We start from the raw sequence: 16,498 nt of genomic DNA, 5'->3' as shown, positions 1-16,498 counted from the left end.
GTTGTTTAATATAAACATTTATACTATTAATCTGTGCTTACATGACTTGATCTAGTCGCTTCTCCTGACATTAAATGTCCTTCGAAGACATTATCCTTTGGCGTATAAATATCATTGATATTCCATATTCCATCTGTTGGAACTGGTATATTTTCCATAGGTACATCTAATAAATAAGGTTCATTTGAATTTAATGCTTCTTCAAAGGCTTCTTTAAATTCTTCAGCACTTTTTACTTTTTTAGCTTTTATTCCATAACCTTTGGCAATATCTGCCCATTCTGGATTATAAGGCTCTCCATCAATTTTAAATACAGTACCAAAATTATGATTATAGTGAGATTTTTCAAGTCCAGCAATTGTTCCAAAGGCATAATTATTCATAACTACCCATACAACTGGAATATTGTATTCTTTAGCGCAAGCTAGTACGGAAGGGTTTGTTCCAAATCCGCCATCTCCAATTAATGTAATAACTTTCTTATCAGGCTTTGCAAGTTTTACTCCTAAAAGTGCTGCTGAACCAAATCCCATAGTAGCAAATCCACCTGGGTGAATTATTGTTCCTGGATTTACTATGTCAAACTGTTGACCTACTCCATTTTTATTCCAACCTACATCAGTGCAAATGATTGCATCCTCTGGCAAAACTTCTCTCACATCTTTTAATATTTTTTGTGGAGTCATTGGAAATCTAAGGTCATTTTCAATTTTTTTGTTTGCTTCTTTAAAATCATGTTTAAATTTAGCTATTTCTTCTTTTAAACCTTTTCTTTCTATCGGTCCTGAAATTTCTTTCACTGCTTTAAGAATTTCTTGAAGTGCCAACTTAATATCTGCAACAGCTCCAATTTCAAGAGGATAATTCCTTCCAACTTCTTCTTCTGCAATATCTATTTGAATAAATTTAGTATTATCTTCGTTAAAAGTTACTCCCTTATACCAAGAAGAAGAGTCTGCTTCTGCAAATCTTGTTCCCAATCCTAAAATGACATCAGCATTTGAAGTTTTATCATTAATAAAATCAGTTCCCCAAAAACCTGTCATTCCTAACATTAATGGATGTCTATCAGAAAGTGCTCCTTGTCCCATAAGTGTTCTTGAAACAGGTATATCAAGGTATTCTACAAGTTCTTTTAACTCTTCAGTTGCTTTTGATAAAATAACCCCACCACCTACATGTATAACAGGTCTTTCAGCTTCAACTAATAATTTTGCAATTTTCTTAGCTGTTTCTCTTTCAAGTGATGGTCTAATTGTTTTTAAGTTATTATTTTGAACCCTTTCGAAAAATCTTGTATCTAATTCTCTTGAGAACATATCCATTGGAACAGAAATCAATACTGGTCCTGGTCTTCCAGATTCAGCAAGTCTAAATGCTCTATCAAGTATTTCTGGAAATAATTCTGGAGTATCAATTCTAAAAGCTCTTTTTACAAAAGGTCTATAAATTTCATATTGACTTCCATCTGCATGAAGATTTACTTCTTGATGAGGATGTTTTCCAAAATAATAGCTTGGAACATCTCCCGCAATAACTACCATTGGTATTGAATCGGCTTGAGCATTTGCAACACCAGTAGTTGCATTTGTAAGTCCTGGTCCTAAGTGACACATAACAACGCTTGCCTTACCTGTAGCCCTTGCGTAGCCATCGGCAGCTGTAGATGCAATTTGTTCATGTCTTACAGAAATATATTTTAATTTTTCACTCTTTTCAAGAGCATCGAGCATAGCTATTACAGTATGTCCGCAAAGTCCAAATACATATTTTGTATCTCTATTTTCTAAATATTCAACTAACTGTTCCGAGATGAGTTTTTTCATAATTCCTCCTACGATTTATATTTGTTTAAAAGCCACTTAAAAAAGCAGCTTTTAAACATATTCTTTTCTATTATTATTCTTGGTCCATTCCTTCTACATAAAACTCTTGGAATAATTCTTCAAGTGATGGCATATCTTCTTTAATAGGTCTAGCTACCCAAGTAGTGTTTATATAGTGTTTAAGAGCTATATTTTCAGATACAATATTTCCGCCCCAAGTTCCACATCCCATAGAAGATGTAGCTGGCATACCATTTGTTGCTGATCCAGCATTTCCTTTGTTATTAGGTTGTCTAATCATAATTCTAGAAACAGGAGCAGCTTTTCCAAGTGCATCAATGTGATCATCATCAAATGAATATAGACCACATGAATGTCCCTTTCCACCTACTTCAAATAATGCTCTCATCATATCAAGGGCATTTTCAAAATCTCCTTCATATTTAAATAATGTTAATAATGTAGTTAATTTTTCAGATGAGAAGAAGTGTTCTTTTCCAATGCCTTCCATTCCTCCACCAGTTACCATTAAGAAATTAGCTTCTTCTGGAACTTCAATTCCAGCAGCTTCTCCTAATTTTTGAGGACTAATTGCAACTGTCTTTGGAAGTCTGTGTCCTTCTTCATCCCACATTACTTTTTTAACTTTTTCAGCTTGTTCATCATTTAAAAGGTATCCACCTTCTGCTTTTAAAGCTTCAACTAATTTATCATAGATTGACTCATGGATTACTAAATTTCCATCACATGAACATCCTGATCCAAAGTCTGATGTCTTTGAAATTCTTGTATTAGAAGCTGCTTCTCTAATTCTTTCATCAGTATTAGCAGTTTCATCAATAATAACAGTAGCATTACCTGCACCTGAACCATAAGCTGGTGTTCCTGAACTATATGCTGAGTGAACCATTGCTTTTCCACCTGTAGCAATAACTAAGTCGGCATCAGCCATTAAATATTGAGTTAATGAAATTGATGGGTTTTTAATACATTGAACTATGTCAGCTGGTGCTCCATTTTCTACAAGAGCCTCTCTAATTAAATCAACACATTTATTAGTAACATTTTTTGCTCTTGGGTGAGGTGAGCAAATCATTACATCTCTTGCTTTAACACAGTATATAGCTTGACCAGCTGGTGTTAGACATGGGTTAGTTGTAGGCACTAAAATTGCTAAAAGTCCTGCTGGCTTTGCGTATTTAGTAATTCCTTTTTCTTCATCTACTTCAATAGCTCCAACACTCTTTGCTCTCATACAATCTCTTAGGATTAATTTAAGTTTGTTTCTCTTGTTTCTTTTTGTAACCTTATCTCCTAATCCTGTTTCGTCTACGGCCTCATCACATAACTCAGCCCAAACTTTTGCATCGTATAATTTTGCACATATTGCACGACATAACTTATCTACTTCTTCTTGAGTATAATTTTCAATAACTTTTTGTGCTTTTCTTGCTCTTTCAACTAATTCTTTTAACTCACTTAATTGTTCTTGCGTAACTTCTTTTGCCATAATAATCCCTTCCTTTAATAAATTATTTTTTTGAAATTGTTTTCCGTATCTTTATAATATCTTCAAGTTTGTTGATATTCAACGACTTAAAAATAAGATATCGTTTTCCTTCTCTTTAATATTTCGTTCAATCGTTTGATTTTTTCGATCAATTAAAGCCCCATTTTGCCTGTTTTCTTGAAATTTTTCTTAAATTTATCACTATATCATGACAAAATCTTGAAAATAGAGTATTATGTAAATAATTAATCATTCGATTATTTTGCTTGATTGTACAAAATTTTGAAATAAAGGGAGTGATTTTTTGAATATACAACAATTATATTATTTTAAATCATTAGCAAAGTATGAACATTATGGAAATGCCGCAAAAGAAAATTTAATTTCCACTTCTAGTTTAAGTTATTCAATAACATCTTTAGAAGAAGAATTAGGGACAACATTATTTATTAAATCTGGTAGAAATATTAAAATTACTTGGTCGGGAAAAATTTTTTTAGAATATGCAAATAATATTTTAAATAATTATGAAAATTGTCTAAAAGAAATTAACGCTTTTTCAAAGGAGCAATTAAATAGTATAAATTTAATATCCATAGATTCATTAAGCTCTAATTTTATAGCTAATCTATTAAAGGACTTTAATACTAGTTTCCCTAAAGAAAAAATTAACTTTAAGTTGTCACCAGGCACTGACTCAAATTTTGTAGTTGAAAGCGTAAAATCTGGTAAATTTAAGTTTGGGTTTTGTAATAGAAAAGATGATCCTTTAATAATTAATTATTCTTTATTTAAAGAAGAATTTGTTTTAATCGCTCCCAAAAATAGATATCATTTTATAGACAAAATAAGTGACTTTTCTATTTTTGAAAATACTAATTTTGTAGCTTTTAATGAATCCTATCCCATGTACAATGATGTTAAAAAAATATATCAATCCTATAATTTCCATCCAAAAATTCTTTACAATGCTTCATCAGATATACAATTACATTATTTTGTCGAAAATGGACTCGGTCCAGCAATTACATTAAATTCAGAAAAAATTAAACATTCAAATGTAGATGTATTTAAACTAGATAAATTGTTTGAAAGGGATTTCTCCTTTATATGGTTGCAAGGAGCAGAACTCAACAAAAATGAGCTTGAATTTAAAAAATTTGTTATGAGATATTTTAAAAATAAAAAGTTTTAATTAAAAAACACTAGTAAACTTACTTTTAGGTAATTCACTAGTGTTCTTTTGTGTTTTTAATTTATTGAAAAATTATTTATCTATGGATATTACAAGACCATTAAAATTTTTTCTTAATATATCTGACATCGAAAAATATTTTGTTTTTAAAACTCTCTTTTTTTATAGTATTTTTCTGATATCTTTACCGAAGTAGAAATTATAACTAAAATAATCAATGCTATTATTAGCAAGCTAAAAAATTTATTTTCAGTCATAAATATTAGCATGCCTTTTATATTATCCCTAAGATAGACTGTGGCAAAAGACAAAACTCCAAATGCAAGGAAAGTAAAAAATGATAATGTTTTTGCTTTTTTGTATCCATAATTAAAATAAAGTGGGTATTGAAATGAAATTAAAATTATATAAATTATGAGATATGCTACTATGTTTGGAAATATTATTTTTATATCGATTTTTTCCACAAAAAATAATGTTATAATAGAAAAAATCATTCCAATTATTATACTTATAACAAATAAAACTAAGGAAAATAAATATCTTCCTCTCACAACACTTTTATAATTTATTCCTAGAATTTTATAAAGCCCGTCAATTCCAGCTTCTTCTCCAACTAAGAAGGGATAGGATGAGTAAATTATTGCAAAAAAAATTGGCATTGCTATTGCAATAATTGGATTTTTGCTCAAATAACAATAAAATAAATACAAAAAAACCATTATTGCTAAATTTTTTAAAGTAAAATAGGGCTTGATAGAAATATAATCTAACTTAATTATTTTTTTAATGTCTTTCATTTTTCCCTCCCATATAGAACTAAAACTTTATTTATATCTGGCTTTTCCACAATTAATCCTTCAGAAATATTTTCTTCTGTAATGTTTTTCACAAGTGCTTCAAAGTAAGTTGAGCTTGATTTTATGCCAAGGACTTCATATTTTTCGAGTAGCTTTAAATCTTCTTCTCCACCCTTTAATACAAAGTACCTTCCTTCAAATTCTTCTTTACTGCAGTCGTCAATAATTTTTCCCCTATCTATAAAAATTATGTAATCGGCAATTCTATCTAAATCTTCTGTTATGTGAGTTGAAAATAGTACTGTGTTATTCTCATCTTCCACAAATTCCTTTAACATATCTGTAAGTTCATCACGCATACTTGGATCAAGTCCACTTGTTGGCTCGTCTAAAATCAAAAGATTTGCGCCATGAGATAGAGCAATTGAAAACATAAGTTTTATTTTCATTCCTCGAGAAAGTTCTTTGATCTTTTTATTTTTTTCAATTTCAAATTGATTTAAATATTCAAAAAATTTTTCTTCATTCCAATTTTTGTAACCACATTTCATTGCTTCATTTACAAGATAAATATTCCAATCTTTCGATAAAAAGGAATCGTCCATAATTATTCCAACATCTTGAAGATAATCTAAATCTTTTGAATCTTTTCCATCAACAAAAATTTCTCCCTCATAATTAATTAATGACAGCAATGACTTTATCGTAGTAGTCTTGCCCATTCCATTTTTGCCAATAAAACCTGTGATAAATCCCTTTTTTATTCCAAAAGAATTTGGTCCAAGAGTAAAGCTGCCATAATTCTTTTTTAAATTTTTTACTTCAATTTTATTTATCATAGTCCACCCTCTCATTATATAAAAATTCAAATAATTCTATAATTGTCTTCTTATCTAAATTTAACTCTGCCGACAAATTTATAGCCTCTTGTAAGTGTTTTTCTAATTTTTTTTGTAATTCTTCTCTTTTTACTTCTGAGTCCTTTCTAGAAACAAAGGTGCCAAGACCTTGTCTAGACTCAACAAATCCTTCAGATTCAAGTTCATCATAAGCTTTTTTAACTGTCAAAATGCTAACCTTTAAATCCTTGGAAAGAGTCCTCACTGAAGGGAGTTGTTCACCAGCAGCCACAGAATTTTTTAAAATGTTTTCTTTAATTGCATTTTTTATCTGCTCATAAAGAGGAACTGCAGATCCATTTACCAAAATAATTTTCATTTCATTCTCCTCGTTGTATAACAGTATACAACACTACATAACACTTGTCAACTTTAACTTTTTTATATTTTTTTACAAATTAATTCATAAGTTTTGCTATAATAATCTAAAGGAGATAACTTTGAAAAAGAAAAAGAAAATTATGATTCTAATTGTTTTATTGCTTATTTTTGTGCCGATTTTATATAGCTTAAATACAAAAAACCCAGCTGGTACTAATATATCCAGCGAGTTTAAGCCTGCCGATTGTGAATTTTTATACGACCTTACTTATTTGAAAGATGGAAAGAGATTTCACCAGCAAAAAATTTTTAATCGTGAAATGGAAACTATAAAGAATGCTCAAAAATTTTTAATAATTGATTTTTTCCTATTCAATGATGAATATGACAATTCTATGAACTTCCCTAATCAAGTAGAAAAAATGACCGATCTTCTAGTTGCAAAGAAAAAAGAAAATCCAGAGATGCCAATTTTATTTGTTACAGATCCTATAAATAATTTTTACGGTGCCTATGAAGAAAATAATTTAAAAAAACTTCGTGAAAATGGAATTTATGTTGTTGTTACAGATTTGAATAAAATGCGTGATTCCAATGTGTTAATATCTGGCGGTTACAGAGCCTATGTAAAGTGGTTTGGTACATCTGGCGGTGGCTTTATCAAAAACTTTTTTGACAAAGATGCAGAAAAAGTAAATGTTAGATCAATTTTAAAACTCGCAAACTTTAAAGGTAATCACAGAAAAGTGGTAATTTCTGAGAAAGAAGCCTTAGTTGCATCAGCAAATCCACATGATCCAAGCGCTTACCATTCTAATATTGCTATGGTCTTTCGCGGCAAATCTATGGAAGATTTAATTAAATCCGAAAGTATATTTTTCAACAAACTTCCTAATGTTATAGAAAATTTTAAGGCAGAAGAAGTAACTTCACCTTACAAATTAAAAATTATCACTGAGGGAAAGATTTATGAAGAAATATCAAAAAATATAAGAGATGCAAAAAAAGGCGATGAAATAAATCTTGGAATGTTTTATCTTTCAGAATTTAGAATTCTAAAAGATTTAGGTGAAGCTTCAAAGCGTGGAGCATATGTAAAAATTATCGCCGATCTAAATAAAGATGCCTTTGGTCTTGAAAAAAATGGGACACCAAATAGACCTGCTCTTTCTGAATTAAAGGAAGATTATCCAGACATAAATATTCGCTGGTATCAAACTTCTGGTGAACAATTTCACACAAAATTTATTTATTTTAAATTTAAGGACAAAAATCCTCTTGCAATACTTGGAAGTGCTAATTATACAAGGAGAAATTTAGATAATTTTAACTTGGAAACAAATTTGGCTGTGGAAATGGAAAAAAATTCTACATTGCCAAGAGAAATGGAAGAGTATTTTTCTAGAATTTGGAATAATAAAAACGGCGAATATACTTTACCTTTAGAAAATTTTTATGAAAATAGATTTTTTATGAGAATACTTTGGAAAATACAGGAAAAGACAGGACTTTGCACTTGGTAAAAAATCTATAAAAAATCACGGCATAAAAAAGACCGTGATTTTTCTTTGTTTTTATTTTATTATTATACTATGCTTTTTATCTTTGAAATTAAATCTTCGTCTGAAAAAATTGCTGGACTATCGTATTTTCCAAGACTACCTGAAAATGTGTAGTGGAATTTTTTTGTATTTCTATCTCTTTTGGTATCATACATATAAATCATGTCCTCATTCTTTTTGTTTTTAAATTCAAGCAACAAAGACTCGTGGTCTGGTATTGAGTCGTAAGCGTATCCTCCATCGACAACTTCACATTTTTCAAGTAATTTTATTATTTCTTTCATCTTTTCTTGATCTTTGTCATCAAGGCTATTAAAAATTTCTCTTGTAGTCATTTTTTCTTCATCGTCAATTATTTTCACAGATAACTCTTCAAATTTATAGCTTTCTCCAGATCTAAATTTTATTTCATAGCCCTTGCTTTTTTTGCAAGATGTTAAAAAAGCCAAAGCAATAAATAAAATTACTATTTTTTTCATAAATAACTCCTACTTTGAAAGTTTATTTATTATGCTATTTATTTCTTCAATTTTTTCCTCAATTTCTTCTTCGCTCTTGCCGTAAGATTCCTTAACGCAGCCCTTTAAATGTGCTGTTAAAACATCCTTGTTAATATTCTTTAAAATGGAAATTGATGCCATAAGTTGGTTAGAAATGTCTAGGCAGTATCTATCCTCTTCAACCATTTTTATAAGTCCCTCAATTTGTCCTCGAACAGTTTTTAATTTTCTAAGCTGCACATCTCTTTCTGCTCTCATTTTTCTAATTTTGCAGAATAACCTGCATCTTCAACTGCTTTTACAAGCTCGTCAGATGAAACTTCTTTGTCTAGTTTTACTTCTGCTCTTTTTTCTTCTAACATTACATTGGCTTCAGATACGCCTTCGACACTTTCTAGTGCTTTTTTTACTGCTGCTACACAGTGATTGCAAGACATTCCTTCAACTTTTAAAATTTTTTCCATATTATCTTCTCCTTTATTTTTAATAATTTCATAACCTACATCTTCAACTGCTTCTTTTATCTCTTTGGGTGTTATTCCCTCGTCAATAAATTTTACAACTCCACTATTGTGATCTGCAACTACTTCTCTTGCCTTTTTTGTATTTTTTATTGCTTCAGAAACTCTCTTTTCGCAGTGTTCACACATCATGCCACCAACTTTTATTGTAGTTACCTTTTCTTTTTTAGTTTCCATGTTTTCATTTTGTTTTTCTACAGAATTTATACCCTTTGGCTTAAATTTTCTAAGTCTAAGGGCATTATTTACAACGAAAACTGAACTCATACTCATTGCAAAAGCTCCAAACATTGGCGATAATTTTATGCCAAACTTTGGAAATAAAATTCCTGCAGCAATAGGAATTCCTATTGTGTTGTAGAAAAATGCCCAAAATAAATTTTCTTTAATATTTTTTATTGTCGCCTTGGAAAGTTCAAGTGCAGAGACTACATCTAAAAGGTCAGATCTCATTAGCACTACATCTGAGGACTCAATGGCCACATCTGTGCCGTGGCCTATTGCCATTCCAATATCAGCCTTAGCTAGAGATGGAGCATCGTTTATTCCATCTCCAATCATTAGTACTTTTTCACCAGATTTTTGAATTTCATCAATTTTTTTATTTTTATCTTCAGGAAGCAATCCTGCAAAAGTTTTATCAACTCCAATTTCCTTGGCAATGGCCTCTGCGGTCTTCTCGTTGTCTCCAGTTAACATAATTATCTTCTTGCCCATTTTCCTTAAAAACGCAATTGCATCTTTGGAACTTTTTTTAGGTAGATCTTTTACAGAAATTATGCCAATAACTTCCTTTGAATTTGCAAAGTACATTGATGTTTTACCTTCTTCTTGAAGTTTTTCTGCTTTTTTTTCATAATCTTTTATGTCGATTTTTTCTTCGATCATAAATTCTTTATTGCCGGCAAAATATTTTGTGCCATCTAAATTTCCACTAAGACCTCTACCGCTAACTGAATTAAAATCATCTACATTCTTTAATTTTATTTTTTTCTCATTAGCATATTTTAAAATGGCAGATGCCAATGGATGCTGTGAGTTTTTCTCCACTGATGCCGCAATTTTTATAAATTCTTCTTCATTTAGGTCAGTTATAATATCTGTTATTTCTGGTTTTCCTTCTGTTATAGTACCAGTTTTATCCATGACTATGACGTCTATTTTGCTAAGATTTTCTAAAACCTCTGCATTTTTAAAGAGTAGTCCAAAGTCCGCACTTTTCCCCGTTGCAACCATTATTGAAACTGGCGTTGCAAGTCCAAGGGCACAAGGACAAGATATTACAAGGACTGAAATTGCAAAATTGAGGGAAGTTTCAAATCCATACCCTACTATCATCCACACTACAAAAGTTGCTAGGGAGATAATCAAAACTGCTGGCACAAAAATTCCTGCGATTTTGTCTGCCAATTTTGCAATTGGAGCCTTGGACTGATTTGCCTCGTCCACTAATTTAATAATTTGTGAGATTGTCGTGTCTTCTCCAACTTTCTCTGCCACAAATTTAAAGGATCCCGTTGTGTTAATGGATGCAGAGATGACTCTATCACCAATGGTCTTTGAAACTGGCATAGATTCACCAGTTACTGCCGATTCATCGAGGGATGAAGATCCCTCTATTATTTTACCATCAACTGCAACAGATTCTCCTGGTTTTACAATTAAAATATCGCCAATCTTTACATCTTCAATGTTTTTTACGATTTCTTTATCCTCTTCAATTACAGTTGCCATTTTGGGTGCAAGATCCATAAGCTTTGAAATTGATGACCTCGTTTTATTTTTAGACTTTTCTTCCAAATATTTTCCAACTGTTATTAAGGTTAAAATCATGGCAGAGGATTCAAAGTAGAGATTATGTCTGTAATTATCGACAATTTCCATTTTGCCATAGCCAAAGCCATAAGCCATCATGTAAATGGCGAAAACACCATAGATCAATGCCGCTAATGAACCTATGGCGACTAAACTATCCATGTTTGGTGCTTTGTTTTTCAGTCCCTTAAATCCAGAAATAAAAAATTCTCTATTGATGTAGACTATTGGAAGTGCCAAAAGAAATTGTGTGAATGCAAAAACTATTGAACCTTCTCTTCCATGAAAAATCCAAGGAGTTGGTAGTTTTACCATATGCCCCATGGCTACATACATTAGCACGAGCATAAAAATAGTTGAATAAATAAGTCTACTTTTTAAATTTTTTTCTCTATTATCTATTTTGTTTTCTGTTGAAGTTTTCTCACCAGAAACTCTTGCTCCGTAGCCAATCTTTTCCACTGAATTTATAATTTTTTCGTCATTTACTTTGTTTTCGTCGTAATTTACCTTCATTGAGTTAGTCATGAGATTTACATTTGCATCTATCACGCCATCTAACTTTTCCACAGCTTTTGTGACATTTGCAACACAAGATGCACAAGTCATGCCGCTCACATCAAATTTTTTCTCCATATTACCTCCTACACCCCCTCTGGGGTGTCTCTGCTTTTATAATAACACTTCTTTGATTTTTTTACAAGTATTTCAAAATAATTCTTAGTGCTGTAAAAACAACTACAAAGAGGTAACTTATAGAAAAGTAATAATAGCAACCCAATTGAAACAATACAACTAAAATTTATCAAAAAATGGTTTAGCAAAGCCAAACCATTTCTAATTTACTTCTTAATTTCTATTACATCTTAAATAAAATTTCGTTTTCGATATAAATATGTCTTCTCATGTCTTCATCAAGGCCATACATAAGTTTGTTAAGTTCTTTAACTTCAGGCTCTTCTGCATTCATTTTATAGTCGCGTGTTAGATATTTTATCCTATCAAAAAGTCCAATTGTCTTTTCATGCTCTGCAATGAGATTTCCGAAATCCACATTCTTTCCTGCTAAAGAGTCTTTAAATTCAAACTCTTCTTCACTGGAAAAGTGTGAAACAAGTTCTGCCTTAATTAGTAGAAGCACTTCGTAAATTACAAAGAGTTGTTCTCCTCTTTCTCTGTAGTATTTTTTGATTGCACCTCTAAAAATACCATCTATTTTTTCAATAGTTTCAAGTTCCTGAGGATGAATTTCATTTATAATATAGTTTATAAGCTCTTCCTTATTCATCTTTCTAACTCTTTCCATATCTTTAAAATCAGTGTGTCCTTCAACTTTTTTAATAAATACATCGTAGTTTTCGCCAAGGGATTTTAGTGCATCTTCAAGACTTTCCAAGGCGATAAAATCATATTCTGCACCAAGCTTTTGAAGTTCCATTAAAACTTTTGGATTTTCCATTGCTGCAGCTTCAACTGTCATATTTTTGTCTAACATAATTCCTCCTAATTTTTAATAGAATTTAAAAATCCTCTCACATCTTCTTCTGTTGTCCTGTAATTTGTAACTAATCTAATTATTGAATCTTTCTTATTGTCTATTTCAAAAATATTTTCTTTTTCTAATTTTTTGATTTCATCTGGATTTGACCTTATAAATATTTGGTTTGATTCGCCAAAAAGTGGTTCTCTTCCAATTTCCTTTAGACCTTCAACTAAAAGTCTTGACATTTCATAAGCTTTCTTTGCATTTCTATAATAAAGTCCATCCTCGAATAATACTTTAAAAGACAAACCTATTAAAAAGGTTTTTGCCATCATGGCTCCTCTTTGTTTTAAGTAGTATCTAAAATCTTCTTTCAAATCTTCTTCTAAAATTACTAAAGCTTCGCCGAAAAGCGCACCATTTTTTGTGCCACCAATAGAAAAAATATGAGAGTATTTTGCATAATCTGATAATTTTGTATTATTTGCAGCCATTGCGTGAGCAATCCTCGCTCCGTCAATGTATAAATAAAGGTTTTTTTCAACGCAAACTCTGTATATTTCTTTTATTTCTTCAAGGGAATAAATTGTTCCAACTTCTGTAGTTTGTGAAATGTAGACAACTTTTATTTTTACATCAATTTCGCCAGGTTGATTTTCCACTAAATCTTTTATTTCACTTGCTCTTATTTTTCCATCTGAGGTTTTTATTGTTACAACTTTATGACCTGTCGCCTCAATAGATCCCGTCTCATGATGAGTTATGTGCCCAGTAGAAGCAGATAAAACTGCTTCATGAGGTCTTAAACAAAAAGTTGTCGCCAAAATATTTGTAGCAGTACCTCCTGAGATAAACTCAATATTTGCATCTCTACCTATTTCTTTTAAAATTAATTCTCGTGCAGAGTTTGAAATTTCATCTAATCCATATCCAGAAATTTTCTCATCAAAAATTTTACTTATTTCGTCGTAGATTTCTTTTGAACCAAAATCATTGTAATCGTTTAAAAAAATATTCATAGCCACCCACCCTATTCTTAATCAACATTATATATTAAATGTAAAAATTTTACAAAATAGTGTACAATAGAAAAGAGGTGTTTAAATGAATAGTCACGGTGCAAATGTTTTTGAAATTGCAAAAAATAACGACATTGATATAGAGGATATTATGGATTTTTCATCAAATATAAATCCCCTTGGTCCTAGCAAAAAAACTCTCAACGAGCTAAAAAATAATTTAAATCTACTTTCCACTTATCCCGATGTGAATTACATAGATCTAAAAAACTCTATTTCAAAGTATGTAAATTGTGATAGTAAAAATATCGTGCTTGGGCTTGGATCCACAGAAATTCTAAAAGATGCGATAAAGTTTTTCGCTCCAAAAATTTCCATGATCCTTTCGCCATGTTACTCTGAATATGAAAATGAACTCAGAAAAATAAATTCAAAAATTATAGAGTATAAATTAGATGAAAAAAATAATTTTAAAATAAATTTAGATGAGCTTATTAAAAATATTATTGAAGAAAAAATTGAGTTTGCTGTTTTTGCAAATCCAAATAATCCAACGGGCACAATTTTAGATACAGAACAAATTGAAAAAATTCTAAAAGAAACAGATGCAAAAATTTTGATCGACGAAACTTACATCGAATTCACAGATATATCGATATACTCTTCCACAAAATTAATTAATTCCTATAAAAATCTTGCAGTAGTTCGTGGAACATCCAAGTTTTTTGCTCTTCCCGGAATTAGGCTTGGCTATGGACTATCTTCTGATGAAAATTTTTTAAATTACTTTAAAAATAAAGAAGTACTTTGGCAAATAAATTCTGTTGCAGACATTTGTGGCAAAGTCATGTTTTCTGATAAAGAATATATTTCTCACGTCTTCAATTTTATTACATCAAGGAGAAATTATATCTTCCACGAGATTTCAAAAATGAAAAATTTGAAACCTCAAAAAAGCTTTGGAAATTTTATTTTGATAAAAATTTTAGCTGGGATTAAGTCGACAGAACTTCGTGAAAAACTTTTAGAAAAGGGAATAGTAATACGAGACTGTAAATATTTTAAAAATTTAAATGAAAATTATTTTAGAATTTGTGTTTTAAATGATGATGCAAACGAAAAACTTTTAAAATATTTAAAAGAATTTTATATGAGGTGAAGTTTTGAATAAAAATAAAAAATTAACTAAACTAAAAAAAATTTTTTCTATTTTAGTTTTAGTTCCAGCACTTCTAATGCCAAGTATTGCAAGTGCTACAGTTACTGCTCCTATTGTAACGGAAATTAAAGCTGAAAGTATAAAAAGTGAAGAAAACCAAAATACTTTAAACAAAAAAATAAAAGAAGCTCACGAGATAAAGTCTAAAAAAGATAGTTTATCCGAAACTAAAAATCCAATTTTTAGTCCTTGGGCTACAAAGGATCTAAACGAAGCACAGTTTATGGGCCTTTATCCTGCGAAAGGTTTTTTCAATGAAAGAGACTTTACGAAACCCGCAACATTAGAAGATGCCAACACTTGCTATAAACTTTCAAAGAAAAAAATTGAAGAAAGGGGCATAGAAACAGCTGGAAACTTCACTTTTAAAAAACTTACCCGTGAAGAAATTTTAAATTCAATTTCAAAGCTATTAAAGGACGAAAAATTTGAAATAAAAAATTTGAAAAAAGCAAAAATATTTTTAGGTTCTGAAGATGAAGGGTATTTAAATTCAAAAATTTCTCTAGAAGAGATGATCTCTTTATACTCAAGAGCTGTGAATAAAGTTTTACAAGACAATGACAAAGTCTCTAGGGGATTTTTCTACGAAGTAAACAACAAGGAAAATAAAATTTATATGCTTGGATCAATTCACCTTGGGAATACTTCTCTTTACCCAATAGACAAAAATATTTTAAATGCACTAAAATCCTCCGACAAGATTTTTATGGAAATTGATCTGTCAAAAAAAGATGAAGCAAAAAAAATGCGTGAAAAAATTTACTACAATGATGGGAAAACTTTAAGGGATGATTTAGGTGCTGAACTTTATTTGAGAGTTCTAAATTTATTTAAAAGTTTTGGAATGGAGGAAGCTGATATAAAAACGCTTAAACCTTGGGCTGTTTACAACACTTTGTCAATTGATCCATCAGGAGAAACTGCAAGAGCAAGCTTTGGAGTTGAATCCTACTTCATGAGCCTAAGCCTATTAAATAAAATTGAAATAGGAGAACTTGAATCTATGGAATATCAATCAAATATCCTTGCAAACTTCGACAATACCTCCTATATAAAGATGATTGAAGCTTTAACAAGTGAAATTGAAAAAAATGGCTACAAAAATATAAATTTAGGTCTCGACAATTTGCTAGATGCTTGGCAAAGTGGAGACAAATCTAAAATGAAATCTATTTTATCTGCTGAAAGTGATGAAGAATCTAAAAAATTTAATGAAGCACTTTTAAGCGAAAGGGACAAGGGCATGGCAAAAAAAATAGATGCGATGCTAAAAAAAGATGGAAAGAACACATACTTCATATTAGTTGGCTCCGCTCACTTAGTTCCAGAAAATTCTATAACAGGAATTTTAAAGGATATGGGATATAATGTAATTGAAAAATAAAATGTGGTTTTAATAGATATAATACCCCCAAGTAGATAATCTAATTTCAATTAATAGACTATCTATTTTGGAGGTGTTTTTATAGATGTAAATTTAAATATAGTGTAAGATAAAATTAAAACTTTGTTTTTATTTTATTGTCTTTTTTTATTTAACCAATAAAAGAGGTTCTTTGTCAAATAGTGTTGGTGAATAAAAATTAATGATATATGGTTTATGTCTTATGGCTTAAACCATATATTTTTTTATGGTAAAAACATAAAAAAATTCTTAATCTAAAATTATCAAAAGAACGATAGCCATATGAGATTCTCTTAATAACTTTGATCTTGTTGTTAATACCTTCAATTTTCCCATTGTTGTAATTAGTATTTAAAGTATTCTTAATCTTTTCTAAATGTTTGATAGCTGTACTTATCGCTGCCTTAATTTTGCCATATA

Annotated in this window: 15 protein-coding genes; 4 read left to right on the top strand and 11 right to left on the bottom strand. The window is 30.3% G+C overall.

Going from position 1 to position 16,498, the window contains the following annotated elements; translation table 11 throughout:
* Positions 1-26: 26 nt before the first annotated feature.
* Both HKO22_RS01310 and HKO22_RS01305 read right to left on the bottom strand, forming a co-directional pair.
* Positions 27-1,826, bottom strand: a complete 1,800-nt coding sequence (locus tag HKO22_RS01310; RefSeq protein ID WP_075659753.1) for a thiamine pyrophosphate-binding protein — start codon at positions 1,824-1,826, stop codon at positions 27-29.
* Positions 1,827-1,899: 73 nt separating this feature from the next.
* Complete coding sequence (locus tag HKO22_RS01305; RefSeq protein WP_169967995.1) at positions 1,900-3,336, bottom strand: aldehyde dehydrogenase family protein; 1,437 nt, start codon at positions 3,334-3,336, stop codon at positions 1,900-1,902.
* 304 nt (positions 3,337-3,640) lie between these two features.
* Here HKO22_RS01305 and HKO22_RS01300 point away from each other — a divergent pair, with 304 nt between their 5' ends.
* Positions 3,641-4,531: a LysR family transcriptional regulator gene (locus HKO22_RS01300; protein ID WP_075659751.1), complete on the top strand. Its 891-nt coding sequence runs from the start codon at positions 3,641-3,643 to the stop codon at positions 4,529-4,531.
* A 146-nt stretch (positions 4,532-4,677) separates the two neighbouring features.
* Here the strand turns inward: HKO22_RS01300 and HKO22_RS01295 are convergent, their stop codons facing one another.
* The 3 genes from HKO22_RS01295 to HKO22_RS01285 are packed head-to-tail and all read right to left on the bottom strand — an operon-like array spanning position 4,678 to position 6,549.
* Complete coding sequence (locus HKO22_RS01295; RefSeq protein WP_169967993.1) at positions 4,678-5,331, bottom strand: ABC-2 transporter permease; 654 nt, start codon at positions 5,329-5,331, stop codon at positions 4,678-4,680.
* Complete coding sequence (locus HKO22_RS01290) at positions 5,328-6,170, bottom strand: ABC transporter ATP-binding protein (protein WP_169967991.1); 843 nt, start codon at positions 6,168-6,170, stop codon at positions 5,328-5,330. The genes HKO22_RS01295 and HKO22_RS01290 overlap by 4 nt, the downstream gene beginning before the upstream one ends.
* Positions 6,160-6,549, bottom strand: a complete 390-nt coding sequence (locus tag HKO22_RS01285) for a GntR family transcriptional regulator (RefSeq protein WP_075659741.1) — start codon at positions 6,547-6,549, stop codon at positions 6,160-6,162. Before HKO22_RS01285 ends, HKO22_RS01290 begins: the two co-directional genes overlap by 11 nt.
* A 121-nt stretch (positions 6,550-6,670) precedes the next feature.
* On the opposite strand from HKO22_RS01285, the gene HKO22_RS01280 reads away from it, so the two are divergent.
* Positions 6,671-8,074 carry a phospholipase D-like domain-containing protein gene (locus HKO22_RS01280; RefSeq protein WP_235932798.1) on the top strand — a complete coding sequence of 468 codons (1,404 nt, stop codon included), beginning with the start codon at positions 6,671-6,673 and terminating at the stop codon, positions 8,072-8,074.
* Between the two features lie 62 nt (positions 8,075-8,136).
* Here the strand turns inward: HKO22_RS01280 and HKO22_RS01275 are convergent, their stop codons facing one another.
* The 5 genes from HKO22_RS01275 to HKO22_RS01255 form a co-directional block, all read right to left on the bottom strand.
* Positions 8,137-8,592 (bottom strand): hypothetical protein, encoded by a 456-nt coding sequence (locus tag HKO22_RS01275; RefSeq protein WP_169967989.1) that lies wholly within the window; start codon positions 8,590-8,592, stop codon positions 8,137-8,139.
* A 9-nt stretch (positions 8,593-8,601) separates the two neighbouring features.
* Complete coding sequence (locus tag HKO22_RS01270; RefSeq protein WP_169967987.1) at positions 8,602-8,871, bottom strand: metal-sensing transcriptional repressor; 270 nt, start codon at positions 8,869-8,871, stop codon at positions 8,602-8,604.
* The gene (locus HKO22_RS01265; protein ID WP_169967978.1) at positions 8,868-11,585 is read right to left on the bottom strand and encodes a heavy metal translocating P-type ATPase; all 2,718 of its coding nucleotides are present in this window, start codon (positions 11,583-11,585) and stop codon (positions 8,868-8,870) included. The genes HKO22_RS01270 and HKO22_RS01265 overlap by 4 nt, the downstream gene beginning before the upstream one ends.
* Positions 11,586-11,808: 223 nt before the next feature.
* The gene (locus HKO22_RS01260; RefSeq protein WP_169967976.1) at positions 11,809-12,444 is read right to left on the bottom strand and encodes a hemerythrin domain-containing protein; all 636 of its coding nucleotides are present in this window, start codon (positions 12,442-12,444) and stop codon (positions 11,809-11,811) included.
* Positions 12,445-12,452: 8 nt separating this feature from the next.
* A complete protein-coding gene (locus HKO22_RS01255; RefSeq protein WP_169967967.1) occupies positions 12,453-13,451 on the bottom strand; it encodes a threonine aldolase family protein in 999 nt (332 codons plus the stop codon).
* Between the two features lie 85 nt (positions 13,452-13,536).
* Here HKO22_RS01255 and HKO22_RS01250 point away from each other — a divergent pair, with 85 nt between their 5' ends.
* Together HKO22_RS01250 and HKO22_RS01245 are read left to right on the top strand one after the other, a co-directional pair.
* On the top strand, positions 13,537-14,610 hold the full coding sequence (locus HKO22_RS01250) for a pyridoxal phosphate-dependent aminotransferase (protein ID WP_169967965.1): 1,074 nt from the start codon (positions 13,537-13,539) through the stop codon (positions 14,608-14,610).
* 4 nt (positions 14,611-14,614) lie between these two features.
* On the top strand, positions 14,615-16,057 hold the full coding sequence (locus tag HKO22_RS01245; RefSeq protein WP_235932797.1) for a TraB/GumN family protein: 1,443 nt from the start codon (positions 14,615-14,617) through the stop codon (positions 16,055-16,057).
* Positions 16,058-16,271: 214 nt separating this feature from the next.
* Here the strand turns inward: HKO22_RS01245 and HKO22_RS01240 are convergent.
* Positions 16,272-16,498 (bottom strand): transposase (locus tag HKO22_RS01240; RefSeq protein WP_169967963.1); only part of this gene is annotated, 227 nt, incomplete at its 5' end.

The sequence above is a fragment of the Peptoniphilus faecalis genome, assembly GCF_012976305.1.
GTDB classification, from domain to species: domain Bacteria; phylum Bacillota; class Clostridia; order Tissierellales; family Peptoniphilaceae; genus Peptoniphilus_A; species Peptoniphilus_A faecalis.
Note: the sequence above shows the minus strand (reverse complement) of the source record. Positions and strands in the feature narration are given on the sequence as shown.

Excerpts from the sequence above, each read along its gene's own strand:
- HKO22_RS01305 (WP_169967995.1), bottom strand. The coding sequence starts at position 3,336 with ATGGCAAAAGAAGTTACGCAAGAACAATTAAGTGAGTTAAAAGAATTA.
- HKO22_RS01270 (WP_169967987.1), bottom strand. The coding sequence starts at position 8,871 with ATGAGAGCAGAAAGAGATGTGCAGCTTAGAAAATTAAAAACTGTTCGA.
- HKO22_RS01265 (WP_169967978.1), bottom strand. The coding sequence starts at position 11,585 with ATGGAGAAAAAATTTGATGTGAGCGGCATGACTTGTGCATCTTGTGTT.
- HKO22_RS01275 (WP_169967989.1), bottom strand. The coding sequence starts at position 8,592 with ATGAAAAAAATAGTAATTTTATTTATTGCTTTGGCTTTTTTAACATCT.
- HKO22_RS01295 (WP_169967993.1), bottom strand. The coding sequence starts at position 5,331 with ATGAAAGACATTAAAAAAATAATTAAGTTAGATTATATTTCTATCAAG.
- HKO22_RS01250 (WP_169967965.1), top strand. The coding sequence starts at position 13,537 with ATGAATAGTCACGGTGCAAATGTTTTTGAAATTGCAAAAAATAACGAC.
- HKO22_RS01255 (WP_169967967.1), bottom strand. The coding sequence starts at position 13,451 with ATGAATATTTTTTTAAACGATTACAATGATTTTGGTTCAAAAGAAATC.
- HKO22_RS01260 (WP_169967976.1), bottom strand. The coding sequence starts at position 12,444 with ATGTTAGACAAAAATATGACAGTTGAAGCTGCAGCAATGGAAAATCCA.
- HKO22_RS01310 (WP_075659753.1), bottom strand. The coding sequence starts at position 1,826 with ATGAAAAAACTCATCTCGGAACAGTTAGTTGAATATTTAGAAAATAGA.
- HKO22_RS01290 (WP_169967991.1), bottom strand. The coding sequence starts at position 6,170 with ATGATAAATAAAATTGAAGTAAAAAATTTAAAAAAGAATTATGGCAGC.
- HKO22_RS01285 (WP_075659741.1), bottom strand. The coding sequence starts at position 6,549 with ATGAAAATTATTTTGGTAAATGGATCTGCAGTTCCTCTTTATGAGCAG.